This is a genomic window from Bartonella sp. AA9NXGY (assembly GCF_042196845.1).
Lineage (GTDB): Bacteria > Pseudomonadota > Alphaproteobacteria > Rhizobiales > Rhizobiaceae > Bartonella.
The window spans coordinates 1-13,277 of sequence record NZ_JBHIRB010000004.1; the positions used below are offsets into that span (position 1 = coordinate 1).

Here is a 13,277-nt window from a genome sequence, read left to right on the forward strand (position 1 = left end):
TTCGCAATAATTGAAGAAAATCATAAAAAGATTTGTTAGAATCAGAAGAAAATATTTCTTCTCTAATAGGACTTTTTATATGGTTACATCTTTTGGTAAAATTTTACGGAAACTTCGCATTGATCACTCAGAACGCCTCTTAGATATGGCTAAGAAATTAGACATATCTGTATCATTTTTATCTGCTGTAGAAATTGGCAAAAAATCTGTTCCTGTAGGACTGGAGGAAAAGATAATTGAACTCTATGCTTTAGATCAAGAGGTAGCAGAAATTTTGAGAAGAGAATCGGATGCTTGTCGCAAAAGTTTTACAATCAAGACTTCTGATCCGTTGAGGCGTAAAACTGTTGGCATGTTTTTTAGAACTTTAAAAGATTTTTCACAAGAGGATTTAGAAGCATTCAAAACATTATTAGAGATGATTAGCGAAGCGCAAAGAAAAGAAAATGCTACTGTTGTAGACAAATGTTAGAAAATCCTATTCCCTAACTTTTATTTACGCGTCCCTCACAGTAAAAAAGCTGTATAAATACAGCAAGTTATTTTTACATAAAACTTACATGTTATCCATAAATGGTATAACGGTAAAGCCCCCGTAAAATAATCAAAAAACCTATCAAACATCACCATCTTTACGCTTAACAAAAGAGCAAGCGAGCACCATTATCGTATTTATATTTTTTTCCAAGACAGTGTTAATATACGTATTCATTGTAGGCATTTTTTCAGTTTTTATCTGTATGCTAGCCACGTTTGGAATGTGAGAAACATGCTTTTGATTGATTTAATATAAATAGGCTTGCCATAAAACAATCTTACAGTATTGAGATTTCTCATTTAAGTTGAAAGACAATTCATTATTATTATAAATCAATATGATGTATAGATTGTCGACATTACAAGCAGTGTGTGAACGCTCAATGGTTAGTGCCAATGTTTTTGTTATGGGGGAGGGGTATCTGGTGATAATGAAGTTTTGTATAGTGCACGAGACGTAATTGAGAGATGCTTGTTTAGAGGTGCGTTTAGTGAAAAAACTTTGAAAGCAAATGCGCACTCCTTCTGCACTTTAAAAGCTCAAAGAATTTCCAGTGAAAGAGTGGTTGGGTATGTGTTATTTTGAGAGTAGCGATTTTTCAGAGCTTCTTAAGTGTGTCCCGTTGAACCAAAACCTCCTGTTCCACGGCTCTCGTTATGGCTTTGGGTATTTTGCTCTGGTTCAATGGCGCAAACATTAACTTGGGATACAGGGGCGATGACTGTTTGGGCAATGGCGCGCATGCCCCGTTTAAATGGAAAAGTCTTCTTGGCCTAAATTGATAAGAAGGAGTTTGACTTCACTTCCGGATAGTCACACTCAATCGTTCTTGGAGTGTTGAGGCATGTAATGCCCGTGTTTTAAGGCTAAGCCAGAGCGTGGACGGATGCGTGCTTCAAACCCAAGGGATAAATGAAAAATGAGACCTGTTGGAATAAGAGCACGCTCCCCAGGTGCAAGAGTGAGCGTTTCTTCTTCTCCAATGGCGGCGCGTAGATCAAGGCCAGCAGAACCAGCCGTTGTATAGTGAGGAAGCTTTCTTGTCCCAAGTGTGGGATGCTGAACAGATAAAGTCTGGGCATGTGAAGGTTGAGAAGAGACTGGAGAAGAGTAAGGATACTTGTTTAGAGGTGCGTTTAGTGAAAAAACTTTGAAAGCAAATGCGCATTCCCTCTGCACTTTAAAAGCCCAAAGAATTTCCAGTGAAAGAGTAGTTGGGTATGTGTTATTTTGAGAGTAGCGATTTTTCAGAGCCTCTTAAGTGTGTCCCGTTGAACCAAAACCTCCTGTTCCACGGCTCTCGTTATGGCTTTGGGTATTTTGCTCTGGTTCAATGGCGCAAACATTAACTTGGGATACAGGGGCGATGACTGTTTGGGCAATGCGCATGCCCCGTTGGATTGAAAAGTCTTCTTGGCCTAAATTGATAAGAAGAACTTTGACTTCACCACGGTAGTCACTATCAATCGTTCCTGGAGTGTTGAGGCATGTGATGCCGTGTTTTAAGGCTAAGCCAGAGCGTGGACGTATTTGTGCTTCAAACCCAAGGGATAAATGAAAAATGAGACCTGTTGGAATAAGAGCACGCTGCCCAGGGCTAAGAACAAGCGTTTCTTCTTCTCCAATGGCGGCGCGTAGATCAAGACCCGCAGAACCCGCTGTCGCGTAGCAAGGAAGTTCTAAACCTTGTCCGTGTGCAAGACGCTGAACAAATAAAGTCTGGGCATGTGAAGATTGAGAAGAGACAGGATGGTTGTTTAGAGAGGCGTTTGTTTCAGTGTGCGACATGATCGAGGCATTTCCAAAATATGAGGTCTAGAAGAAAATGATACTTTAACAAAAGATATCTATAAAACCAAGTCGATAAAGGTGTGTGGATATAGGTTGTCCCCAGAGCTTGCTTATCATCTCTTACTGACCTAAAATATTCCACAACACCACCTAACATTATCAATGGCATTTTTCAATAATGGCATCATCAAGGATGGCTTATGCCTAGGGGCATGCGCTTATTTGAGATCTAAATTGTGGTTACAGATAAGATTTTTTAGATACTACCGATAAGAATACCCGTGGCAAAAACCAGAGCTCCCCCAATGATAACCTGTAAAGAGGCGCGCCAAAAGGGAGTGGACATGAATTTGTTCTGAATCCAGACGATGGCGCCTAGTTCAAAAAAAACAATGATAAAAGCAATAATTGTCGCTACATAAAAAGAGTTGATCAAATAGGGAAGAGTATGACCTAGTCCTCCTAATGTGGTCATAATGCCGCTGGCAAGGCCTCTTTTTAATGGCGAACCACGTCCTGATAATTTGCCGTCATCATGGGCTGCTTCTGTGAAACCCATCGAAAGTCCTGCACCAATTGAAGCTGAGAGCCCTATCAAAAAAGTTTGATGCGTGTCTCCCGTGGCAAAAGCTGCGGCAAAAATGGGGGCAAGGGTGGAAACAGAGCCATCCATTAACCCTGCTAGACCTGGTTGAATCCAAGTCAAAAGTGTTTGTCTTTGCGTTTTCGAAGGTTTTTTTATGGTGTGATTTGCCGCTGTTGTTTTTTGGGAGGGATGGCGGTTCTTGCCTTTCACAAGAGAAGTTTTGTCACATAATGAACCGATAGTGTTTGCACGATTATGGCAAGAAAGGCACAAAAGTTGCTTATAATTTTTAAGCTCTTGAAGCCCCATGGCGGTAAAAACCGCGGCTTCCTTAGAGGAATAAGGTTCTAGAGCTTTTGCATATTTTAAATAGAGCGCCGCATGTTGCTCTTTTAATTTGAGCGCTTTAAGTATCACGTTTTGTGCTGAACGAAAGGACAGAGCTTTACGTTGTACAAATGAAAAAAACGATCTCAACATTTTCTGTTCCTCTGCACTTTAGAATAATTCTAAAACATAAGAAAAATAAACCGAAAGTCAATCTAAAAGTTCAAAACTGAAAAATTGCAAAAAGGTTGCACTGAGAAAAAAGGTGCTGGGATGTTGAGAAAGTACAAGGAGATTTATCAAATGGAGACGACAGGGGCGCATGAAAGAAATGATTACGTGAAAAAATTTAAGAGACAATGTGCTTTATTTTGCTAAAGGGGCGTTTGAATGGAGCATTTCAATGTATTGATGCTCGAGAATATAGGAAAGGAATAAGCTAGCATCATCATTCATTTTATGCGTTCAAAAGACTGTAACAGCTCTTAGAATTTGAAATGATTCTTTTAAAGGAGATCTTTATTCAAGGGATAAAAGCCCATTTCGCGAGGGGGCCTCGTGAAGAGTATAGAAGGGTAGAGCGGCAAAATTTCCATGAAATAATATAAACTCCATTGAGTCTTCTTAATCTTTACGCTTCATAAAAAAGCAAGCCGGCATCATCATACACCTTAGCTCCCAGTGTTACGACAGTCTTTAGCACTGTTCATTATAGGCATGACATTTTATTGTACAGTTTTACGCCACTCATTCTGCTTGTGGAGGTGTAAGACAGTATTCTTATGATATTTACGCGCATTTTAGCGTTGTTACAGCTTTTGCATTTAGGTGGATTTGTTAGCGTGTAACGAATTATCTTTTGTGCTGTAATTGCGGGGACAGATAAAGGTGGGAGTGCATAAATGAAAGAGATATTATCATATCAAATTGTTTGATCACGCATAAAAATTTATGCTTTATGAAGGGGCATTTGTCGCCTTGTAACTTGCCTGATATCTTGTATGAAAGCCCAAAATTCAGTAAAATTCTCTCACTTCAAAACTTCTTATCTTAAATCAATTCAAATCATTTTCTTGTGTATCACAAGGAGGAGTGTGGGTGCTGTGTTTTTATTTAAAGTATGGGATGAATTGAAATGTGAGAAGTGCATAATCTCTACGCGTTAACAAACGTTTTTGATGTTTTTAAAAAAGAGCGAAATTGTGCAGAAAAAAGAGGAACTCTATGGACATTGATGATAGTTTAGAATGGTTTTTGGGTTTGCACAAACTAACAATACCGCAGGCAGCGCTTTTAATAGTTGGATTAAATCCAGGAAAGTGTTTGTTTCACGATGAAATGGAACCAGAAAAGAGTGATATTTACGAAGATAACCTTTCCGTATCATCAGAGAAAACTGCTTGTTTCCGAGGAGCTTATAATGCCATAGTTCAGGCAGGAAAAGACGATCAATTAAAGATAGAATGGTCGAGTTTTTCTAATTATATAGAGACATATTCCTCATATGTTCTCGTTGATGATTTAAAAGAATGGCTTTCGTCGCGTGGTCTACGTCCTGCGTTTTTTTTTTCCTGAGGATGATTCTGCTGAGACTAAGGATCAGAAATATTATGCGTTTCAAGATCCAACGCATCCACGTTATGCTCCAAAGCTTGCTGCTATTGTTGCGGCATGGGAAGCGGTGAGTGAGGCTGAGGGTGGTAAAACTGTTAAAGGAACGCTTATAAAGTGGCTTAGTGAACATGCCGTTCAGTACAAGTTGGTGGATGATAATAATTTACCAAGAGAGAAGCTCATTGAGGAATTAGCGGCTGTTGCGAATTGGGAACCTACCGGAGGGGCTCCTAAGACACCTGCCAGCTCTCTTTTATCAAAAGAAAAAAAAATAAAAAGATCACTAAAATTGTGCTGCTTTTTTTGATAATTTTGAAGGTAATCTCTTTTTCTGGGGGAGATTTTTACTTTTCTTCCCTAGATTATAAGTAATTGTTTTTCAATAAAAATAATTTTTATAATGTTCCAATGACTGTTCAGATGGGGAAAAATAGACATTTTGGGGCAGTAAAATTTACCCTGTAGTTTTCGTAACTTACCTCTCTATTTTTGTTTGATTTTTTTGGGCATTTTAAAATCCAAATCAATTAAAATGGAGTGCAACATGATTAAAGTTAATCTTTTTTTTACTATGCGTAAAAGTGTGAAAATTTTTCGAGGAAATGTACGGATATTTGGCAATGTGTTGCGGATGAGGTGGTACATAAATCGTTTAGAGTAGGTGTATTGTCGTGTTGGTTAAAGTTTGAACTTACCCTTGTTATGGAAAAGGTCAAAGCTGAGCGTCATGTGCGCTCTCCATAAAGAAATCTTGTCATCTATGAGCGAATGAGGATTTCTCTTGAAAAATTTGCACAATAGTAAAACTCGTTAGCAAAACCCGTTCTTTGGCGTAACAAAAAGGATGTCATAAATGATTATCTCATCATAAATATGCTTTAAGAATAACCCTTGCGTGGCGAAAGTCTATGGCGTAGTCGCTATAGACTTTTGCTCCGTGTGTGGTGATCAATGCTCTTGTTTATCTCTTGTCAATGCAAGTGCCCATGAAAGTGATGGGTGTCTATTGCTCCATTGTGATGCTTGGTTGTTCATGTTTAGAAACGACAAGTGTATTAAACGCGATAGGGCTGATAGAAAGGAAAACGTATCTTGTAAAAATAGGTGTGTCTTTAAAATAAAGCTGATAAACGAAATTATTTTTTTATCTACCTTTTATATGGTGAGAGAAAGGTATTCAAAGTGCAAGCATACGCAATTTAGCAGTAAATCCCAAAATAGCTTAACATATATCGTTTTTCGGAGAAGAGGGAAGAAAATCTATCTGCAAAAGCTATGTTAGGTCATGTGACCGGTGAAATAATGTGGTTAGGGCAATAAACAATTGTTTTTGGTGAAGAGATAGAAATCGGTTGGGTGTTGATTTCTGGTTTATTAGAGAATTTTCTTTGTTATCTCGTCAAATACGATCGTTTGAGGTGTGGTCATATAAAGCGAAGCTTTTTTTCAATCTTGGAAAGATATTCCCATTGCGGAAAATCATATAAAGTTTAAGCAACGGCAGCACGATTTTTTGTGCAATGAAATGATAAGTATGTACAATATCTCGGTAATCTCCATGGGAAACTTTACCGGATCCAAGGTGTGGATATTGTCTTCTGCTTATCCCAAATCGCAAATATTTCAAAACAACAACGGTGGAGAATGAATGTTGGATATGTTCTAGGGAAGGTTGCAAAAAATGGCAGTTTTCAAAAAAATACCAAAAATGACGAAAGGAGCGGTTTCCCACTCCTTCGTTCCTATCTCCCCTTGCGGGGAAGCGGCCACCATTACTGATGCCGTGTATGCTGATATAGGTACACTTATTTTTCTCAAAAGTCAATAGTGTAAATGCGGTAAATATTTGAGCATCAGAGCTACAACTTTATGAAAATCTTCGCAGGATAATCTTGGAACGGTACGTGAGCAACTTAAACGACTTACAGAAACTGTTGTGACATAATTGCAGATAATCCATGCTTTTTTATTCTCTATAGGAGATTGTATTGGATACGCAGCGGGATTATTGGGTTGTGATTTCGTTGAAAAAGGTAAAACTGTCACATTTCCATATAATTTTGCATTCTTAGAAAGCACTAAAACAGGCCGCTTTTTCCAAAATTCAGGGAGTATCGAATCATGAGGAAAATCACACCAAAAAACTTGTCTGATGCGTGGTGCCGATTTGATTCGTGGTTTTATATGAGGTGGTTTTTGGTAAGGCGCATTTAAATCTCTTTCTTTTATATGCTCACGCCATGCATTATGATCATGTTCCATCATAACACATGGTTCTTCAAGTTTGGTTATATCTAAGGAAATAGGTGATAGGGTAGAAGGCTCTGTGTTCTTATCTTCAGCCATAGCAGACCATTTATATTTATTGGTCCCCTCACTTATTATTTTACGGCTTTTCTATCACGAGTTTTTATCAAAATGTTGCTTATAAGTACAGAGAGGTGAAACCATAAAATGGATGTCTCTGCTTATTTTTGTCTTTTGAGTACAACGCTAGAGGAGGGATGTTGGTGACTCGTTGGTGTTGGTGGGTTGGTTTGGCGGTGGGTGGTTTTGGGTGGGGATTGGTGACTGGAGGGTTGGTTGGTTAGAGGGGAAGCGATTGGAGAGAACGAGTGTACGCGGTTTCGTTTCTATTTTATGGTTAGAGTTTTTTATGGATTGAAAGGAGCCCTTTTGAAGTAATATAGAGGCTTATAAGGGAGAAAAATAGGCTTGAGACGACATTCCAACCGGCAAATGAGAGAAAAAGAAAGCGTGCGGATGCTTCAGAACAAGAAGGGGGATGAATGCTATTTAATTGGTTAAGCAGCTGGTTAATGTCTGAGGTTTTTCTGACTGCGCTTAAACCACAGCTGAGGGGAGCTTCCCAAAAGCCATATTCAACACCCGCATGATAAACGGCTAAAACAAGGCTGATGCACATTAAGACAAAAACACAAAAAAATAAAAGTTGTATCCAAGCAGTTATGCGAAAAAAACATGCTCCAAAACCTGCTAAGAGCAAAAATGGTATGGCTCCATAATAAGGAAAACGCTCTATGAGACATAAATCGCAAGGAAGATATCCTCCGAAATATTCAAAACCAAGGGCAATACCTATTGTGGCAGACAAGCAAAAAGCGAGAAAAAAAGCCCATAAACTTTGTTCTTTTCTGCTGGGTTCAAGATGAAGGTGTTTGTGTAAAAGTGGGTGAGAAGACAAAACGCATGCCATTAAGTCTGTTCCTTATAAAAGCTTCCTGTTTAAAAAAGCTATGAAAATCCCATAAATTAAAAGGAGGCTAACACAACCAATGAGAACAATCCATTTGAAATGCTGTACTAGAAAATTCATTGCTTTTTGTCCAAAATGTTTAATCAGCCACGCGAGAAGATAAAAACGAGCGCCTCTAGAAAAAATACAAATAAGCATGAAAAGTTCAAGACGTACACTCATAACACCGGCCAAAATTGTGACAATCTTGATGGGGGGAAGATGAAAAAAACCTGATGTTATCAGTAAAATGATGAGAAACTGCAGGGTTGCACTATTTTTCAGAGATTCAAAACTTTCAACCTTACCATAAATTTCTAAAATGGGTTTGGCAAGGGTATCATAGGCAAAATGTCCGATAAACCAACCGGCAATGCCTCCTAATACAGAACAGATTGTCGCAATCAAAGCATAGCGATAAACCCGTTTTTGATGGATAAGAAGCATCGGAATATATAAAACATCTATGGGAATTGGAAAAACAGAACTTTCAATAAAGGCAATGAAACCAAGCCAGTGTGGTGCTGTACGCCGATTTGCTAAAGAAATCGTCCAAAGCTTTAATTTGTTTAATATCATGAGGCTTTTATAAGTTTAAGAGGTAAAGACTTTACAAATGAGATTGCTATAAATCCGGTAGAGAAATCCAATAAAGAAAGTATTTCATAAAATAGATAAGAAAATGATATGAATTCTTAAAAAATGAGAAGTCTTCTGTTGACGAATCTGTTCTTCTTCATATAGTGCAAAGGAATAATCGACAAGTCTGTCTTTTATAGTCCTGTCTTTTATAGCAGTGTGCGGGTGTGGTGGAACTGGTAGACGCGCCAGACTCAAAATCTGGTTCCGAGAGGAGTGTCGGTTCGAGTCCGACCACCCGCACCACTTCATAAATATTTCCCTTTATCCTGTTATGGCGCATCACTTTGGTTTATAAAACATGGGATTTATAGACCGTGTTCAATGTTTTGCATGTTGAATGAAAAACCTCGAATACCGTAGGATTCTCTCATTTCAAGTCTGCTTATAGTAAATCAACCAAAATCATGTCGCTCGTACGTTACAAGCTAGATGAGCTCTCGCGTGGAGTGAAATTTTACAAAAAATGAATAAAAATGCCTCTTATGCCGTTTCAAGGGCATCATTGGAGGTAAAGTGTATGATGGATGGTGCCAGCTTGCACTTTTATGAAGTGTAGAGATGGTGCTCTATAGATTTTATATTCTTGTAGGTGCTGTCGTAAAATGGGCTTGAGGGTTTTGAGAGCTGTTTCTTTAAAACACGCATGTGAATTGGCAATCCAAGTGTCTTGAATTTGAGTGTGTTTGGTTTGAAGCGTTGTCGTATGACATGAGGGGCGTGATCGCCAAAAAGATATGTGAGCAACAAAAACATGGGGTAGTGCGTAATCCCCACTCTTTAAAAGACAGGAGCTTTAGAGGCTTAAAAAATAGTGCTTTAGAGGCTTTATAGATTTTATATTCTTGTAGGTGCTTTCGCAAAATGGGCTTGAGGGTTTTTAGAGCTGTTTCTTTAAAACACGCATGTGAATTGGCAACCAAAGTGTCTTGAATTTGAGTGTGTTTGGTTTGAAGCGTTGTCGTATGACATGAGGGGCGTGATCGCCAAAAAGATATGTGAGCAACAAAAACATGGGGTAGTGCGTAATCTCCACTCTTTAAAAGGCAGGAGCATGAGAGGCTTAAAAGATTTTGCTTTAGAGGCTTTTGAAAGTCGTAAAGCAGAGGGAAATGGTAAGATTAGAAATTGGTTTTTACCTTGACAACTTCATGTGCTCCCTAAATGAAGCTGTCTCCCCGTTATAGAAATTACATAAACAGAGAACCGCAATATCCTCTCTCCACTCTGGCATACAATAGCGGTAAAATACTGTCGTTTGAAGTGTGGTCATATAGGGCATACTTCCTTGAAACGTTACAGTATTTTTTTCGGTGTGTGTTGGATATTCTTCAGTGTTTGTCTTGCTTGAGATTTAAGGGCATTCCATGAGGAGGAGCCCAAAGAAGCCCGCCCAATATCCCCCAATATCCCCCAAGAGTCTCCAAGGGTTTTTGTGCTTTTATAAACGGACATGGTGTTTAAGAATGGGTGTTTAAAAATGGGTGTTTAGAATCTTTATCCTTTAAGAGCGGGGAGGCCAAGTCAACATCATCTTATAAAACTGCAATTGATGCACAATATCCATATTTATTTTAAAGAAATATCTCTTAAATAACGGCTCTCATTTATTTTACGATGGCGCCCAGTGGTATGATGGTAAAGCTTTTATATTCCAAAGGCATTACATGAAAGGCTGAGAGGATAGAAATTTGCTTTAAGAGAGGGAGAGGCTTTATTGTTTCGTGACTATTTGTTTAAAGTTTAGTACAGGTTTTTAGAATCTACGTCTTTTTAGGGGGAAAGGGGCATTAAAAAACCCCGTTTTTAACAGGGTTTTTTAATCGTTCAACTTTTCTAAAAAACTTAGAATTTATAAGCGATACCAAAGCGAACATCATGCGTTTGAGAAGAGATTTTAAGGTTATCGTTTGCAAATTTCTTTTTAAAAAAATCTGAATAACGATATTCTGTCCGCATAATGATATTATCTGTCATTGCAAGATCAAAACCACCACCAACAGTGTAACCAAACATTGTTTTTGTCTCATCTAACACATTGCCAGAAGCAAAAATTGTCGAATCTTCTTGCGATTTTGATAAAAGTGACATGATATATTGCATCTGTCTATAGGCTATACCCCCTGCAATATAAGGCATAAGACGATGGGAAGCAAAACCTATGCGCGCGCGCGTGGCACCAGACCACGTTTCTTTCAATGTTACACTGCTAACAACAATGTCACCATAGTTGGATATCGTTTCACCCTGAGCTGCAGGTTTTATGATAGGAATCCCAGCTTTTTTAAAGGCAATGTTAATGGAGTTTGATTCATCTAGAATTTTCTTTCCATTGTCTGTTTGGGTGCTTTTCCTCCCAGACCAGACCATATCGGTATCAAAACTGAAAACAAGATCTCCCAGATCAATATTAGAACCTGCATACAAACCTGCTCTCAATCCTGATAGTTTCGGTGATAAATCTCTATCAACCCAAGCCCACTTTCCGTCCCTGGCTTCTTGTGCATAATTTAGAGTATTTTTATTGGAAAAATATCCAATTTGTCCTCCAAAATAAAAACCAGACCAAGAAAAAGGCGCAGAAACAGTAACCGGTGAAATACGTGATGACGAAACATCTTGCAATGAAACCTTCGGTTCTGATTGCTTAAAGATTACTGTATCTGCTGCTTGCGCTGTTGAAGCGGTAATGAAGGTGAAAATAGATAGTGCAACTAAACATTTTGTTTTCATAAAAACGTCCCCAATTTATTTCAGATACAAATCGCATTATATACGAATTGGTTAAAAAAATCTATATTTAATATCATTATGAAAACTAAAACATTCAAAAACTCTATAATTATCCATATTTAAGCGTTCTTGAAACTTGTTTTCATGCTATTATCCCGCGTTTATATTGATTTTTCAGTATTTTTATATACTCTTTCAGTGTTCTCTGTGTTTTAGAAAAAATTATAGTATAGTAAACAAGCTTTCTATTTGTTAAAAAAATATTACTTTATATACATTAAAACACTTTTTGTTATTAAGTGTATTATCCATTATGATTGACACCAATGTGCTTAAATATTCAATTTATCGTAAAAATGCATATTGGCACCGTCATATTCGTTGCTCGTTTTTGATATTGCATAGCTTTGTATTGCGATAGCCTTTTGAGCACTTGAGGGGATGGGCGACTTTATTTCTTTTTTATCTATATGCCACTTTTGCTTATAATAATCTAAGCGAATAGTTTTGATTGATTGAATGGAATACGAAGAATCAGAAGGAGTAAAGTGCGAGAATCTCAAGTCTCATGAGGTTTCTTATGCGCCATGTAAAACGGATAAACTCTCCGTTCCGTTCGCTTAAAGCCGGAACGTGGATGAGAGCCTAAAAACTGAATGTCGTTGGCTATTTTAAAGAGATTAGCGCGTGCATTCAGGTTTTTGTGGAAATGGGTGAGGGCGCCATAATGGGCAAATGCCTCCAATTTCTTGCGAGCTGTCAAGGATATCCCCGTTAGAGAGCTGATTGTTTCAGCAAAGGTCAAAACCTTTCGGTGCATTGAATTTTGTTCCAACAGCTGTTCCTCTATTGAGCACCCCCATCTTCACGCTTCATAAAAGAGACATTTTTCAATGTTCCTAAACCCATTTCATGACAGCGATTGTGAATGATATAATAATAAATCTATTGAGCACTCCCATCTTCACGCTTCATAAAAGAGACATTTCGCAATGTTCCTAAACCCATTTCATGACAGCGATTGTGAATGGTATAATAATAAATCTATTGAGCATCTCTTTTACGCTTCATAAAGGAGCACGCCGGTACCATTACTATATTTGCCAGTTCGTGGGGTGTTGTGACAGTCCTCTCCACAATGTTGTGACAGGAGGCCCCTTTGTCCGTTGTGACAGTCCTTGGCACTTGAGGTGGTTCATTAGAGGCGTTTGTAGTTCTTATCGGATACAATTTCTATTCACATATTCATTGCGTTTGTGATGTGCAAGTCAGTGATTTTGATTGATGCAACATGGGACCGATTTAAAATGAGAAAATCTTACGGTCTTTAGGATTCTCATTCAATATGGATAACGCTAGATTATCATTATAAATAAACACATTATCTCATTGAGATAAGAGTTATCTACCCAATGTTATCAATAATGATAACATTGTAAAGCGTAACTACGATGAATTCATTAATCTTTTTATACTTCGATTGAAATTATGTCTATTAATACCGATTTTTTTGAGCTCATTCTGTTTGGTTGATAGCTAATAGATTTTCAAAATCAAAACGCGAAGCTAGAATGAAAAACACCTTAAGGTCATATCCATTTAAATCACTTTCTGCCAGTATAGCCATTGGGTGTTGAGCTATGACTATCCATGCCTTTGCAAAACCGTTGTGCCTTTTAAGTACAATATAAGCAACAAAACCACCCATAGCATAAATGCGGATCAGAGCCTAAAATGAACGCTGTGGGTAATTGTTATCGGTCATCATCGGGGTGTTTACACCCCGATCTTTT

The 13,277-nt window shown here is 38.1% G+C and carries 11 protein-coding genes, 1 tRNA gene and 2 pseudogenes; 5 read left to right on the forward strand and 9 right to left on the reverse strand.

The window, feature by feature from the left end; all coding sequences use genetic code 11:
* The first annotated feature begins 79 nt into the window (after positions 1–79).
* A complete protein-coding gene (locus tag ACFIM6_RS02985) occupies positions 80–472 on the forward strand; it encodes a helix-turn-helix domain-containing protein (RefSeq protein ID WP_375611592.1) in 393 nt (130 codons plus the stop codon).
* 674 nt (positions 473–1,146) lie between these two features.
* Here the strand turns inward: ACFIM6_RS02985 and dut (ACFIM6_RS02990) are convergent.
* The 3 genes and pseudogenes from dut (ACFIM6_RS02990) to ACFIM6_RS03000 all read right to left on the reverse strand — a co-directional run bounded on the left by dut (ACFIM6_RS02990) (position 1,147) and on the right by ACFIM6_RS03000 (position 3,395).
* A pseudogene (gene dut / locus ACFIM6_RS02990) lies at positions 1,147–1,717 on the reverse strand (dUTP diphosphatase).
* Positions 1,718–1,795: 78 nt separating this feature from the next.
* A complete protein-coding gene (dut, locus tag ACFIM6_RS02995; protein ID WP_375611593.1) occupies positions 1,796–2,326 on the reverse strand; it encodes a dUTP diphosphatase in 531 nt (176 codons plus the stop codon).
* Between the two features lie 259 nt (positions 2,327–2,585).
* Positions 2,586–3,395: a VIT1/CCC1 transporter family protein gene (locus tag ACFIM6_RS03000; RefSeq protein WP_375611594.1), complete on the reverse strand. Its 810-nt coding sequence runs from the start codon at positions 3,393–3,395 to the stop codon at positions 2,586–2,588.
* Positions 3,396–4,466: 1,071 nt separating this feature from the next.
* Here ACFIM6_RS03000 and ACFIM6_RS03005 point away from each other — a divergent pair.
* Both ACFIM6_RS03005 and ACFIM6_RS03010 read left to right on the forward strand, forming a co-directional pair.
* Positions 4,467–4,817 carry a hypothetical protein gene (locus ACFIM6_RS03005; protein WP_375611595.1) on the forward strand — a complete coding sequence of 117 codons (351 nt, stop codon included), beginning with the start codon at positions 4,467–4,469 and terminating at the stop codon, positions 4,815–4,817.
* Positions 4,786–5,163, forward strand: a complete 378-nt coding sequence (locus ACFIM6_RS03010) for a hypothetical protein (RefSeq protein WP_375611596.1) — start codon at positions 4,786–4,788, stop codon at positions 5,161–5,163. Before ACFIM6_RS03005 ends, ACFIM6_RS03010 begins: the two co-directional genes overlap by 32 nt.
* A gap of 1,514 nt (positions 5,164–6,677) precedes the next feature.
* Here ACFIM6_RS03010 and ACFIM6_RS03015 read toward each other — a convergent pair.
* The 3 genes from ACFIM6_RS03015 to ACFIM6_RS03025 form a co-directional block, all read right to left on the reverse strand.
* Positions 6,678–7,202, reverse strand: a complete 525-nt coding sequence (locus tag ACFIM6_RS03015) for a type II toxin-antitoxin system PemK/MazF family toxin (protein WP_375611597.1) — start codon at positions 7,200–7,202, stop codon at positions 6,678–6,680.
* A 298-nt stretch (positions 7,203–7,500) separates the two neighbouring features.
* The gene (locus ACFIM6_RS03020) at positions 7,501–8,073 is read right to left on the reverse strand and encodes a disulfide bond formation protein B (RefSeq protein ID WP_375611598.1); all 573 of its coding nucleotides are present in this window, start codon (positions 8,071–8,073) and stop codon (positions 7,501–7,503) included.
* Positions 8,074–8,085: 12 nt separating this feature from the next.
* Complete coding sequence (locus tag ACFIM6_RS03025; protein WP_273790911.1) at positions 8,086–8,691, reverse strand: YqaA family protein; 606 nt, start codon at positions 8,689–8,691, stop codon at positions 8,086–8,088.
* A 221-nt stretch (positions 8,692–8,912) separates the two neighbouring features.
* Here ACFIM6_RS03025 and ACFIM6_RS03030 point away from each other — a divergent pair.
* Positions 8,913–8,997, forward strand: a tRNA-Leu gene (locus ACFIM6_RS03030).
* A 724-nt stretch (positions 8,998–9,721) separates the two neighbouring features.
* The gene (locus ACFIM6_RS03035) at positions 9,722–9,895 is read left to right on the forward strand and encodes a hypothetical protein (protein WP_375611599.1); all 174 of its coding nucleotides are present in this window, start codon (positions 9,722–9,724) and stop codon (positions 9,893–9,895) included.
* Between the two features lie 701 nt (positions 9,896–10,596).
* Here the strand turns inward: ACFIM6_RS03035 and ACFIM6_RS03040 are convergent.
* The 3 genes and pseudogenes from ACFIM6_RS03040 to ACFIM6_RS03050 form a co-directional block, all read right to left on the reverse strand.
* Positions 10,597–11,484 carry an outer membrane protein gene (locus ACFIM6_RS03040; protein ID WP_375611600.1) on the reverse strand — a complete coding sequence of 296 codons (888 nt, stop codon included), beginning with the start codon at positions 11,482–11,484 and terminating at the stop codon, positions 10,597–10,599.
* A gap of 625 nt (positions 11,485–12,109) precedes the next feature.
* Positions 12,110–12,329 (reverse strand): annotated as a pseudogene (locus tag ACFIM6_RS03045) (lyase family protein); the annotation flags it as partial.
* A gap of 671 nt (positions 12,330–13,000) precedes the next feature.
* Positions 13,001–13,192 (reverse strand): hypothetical protein, encoded by a 192-nt coding sequence (locus tag ACFIM6_RS03050; protein ID WP_375611601.1) that lies wholly within the window; start codon positions 13,190–13,192, stop codon positions 13,001–13,003.
* Between the last annotated feature and the right edge of the window lie 85 nt (positions 13,193–13,277).

Coding starts and splice junctions, on each gene's coding strand:
- ACFIM6_RS03020 (WP_375611598.1), bottom strand. CDS start 8,073: ATGGCATGCGTTTTGTCTTCTCACCCACTTTTACACAAACACCTTCAT.
- ACFIM6_RS03035 (WP_375611599.1), top strand. CDS start 9,722: ATGAGGGGCGTGATCGCCAAAAAGATATGTGAGCAACAAAAACATGGG.
- ACFIM6_RS03005 (WP_375611595.1), top strand. CDS start 4,467: ATGGACATTGATGATAGTTTAGAATGGTTTTTGGGTTTGCACAAACTA.
- ACFIM6_RS03050 (WP_375611601.1), bottom strand. CDS start 13,192: ATGGGTGGTTTTGTTGCTTATATTGTACTTAAAAGGCACAACGGTTTT.
- ACFIM6_RS03040 (WP_375611600.1), bottom strand. CDS start 11,484: ATGAAAACAAAATGTTTAGTTGCACTATCTATTTTCACCTTCATTACC.
- ACFIM6_RS03015 (WP_375611597.1), bottom strand. CDS start 7,202: ATGGCTGAAGATAAGAACACAGAGCCTTCTACCCTATCACCTATTTCC.
- ACFIM6_RS03000 (WP_375611594.1), bottom strand. CDS start 3,395: ATGTTGAGATCGTTTTTTTCATTTGTACAACGTAAAGCTCTGTCCTTT.
- ACFIM6_RS02985 (WP_375611592.1), top strand. CDS start 80: ATGGTTACATCTTTTGGTAAAATTTTACGGAAACTTCGCATTGATCAC.
- dut (WP_375611593.1), bottom strand. CDS start 2,326: ATGTCGCACACTGAAACAAACGCCTCTCTAAACAACCATCCTGTCTCT.
- ACFIM6_RS03025 (WP_273790911.1), bottom strand. CDS start 8,691: ATGATATTAAACAAATTAAAGCTTTGGACGATTTCTTTAGCAAATCGG.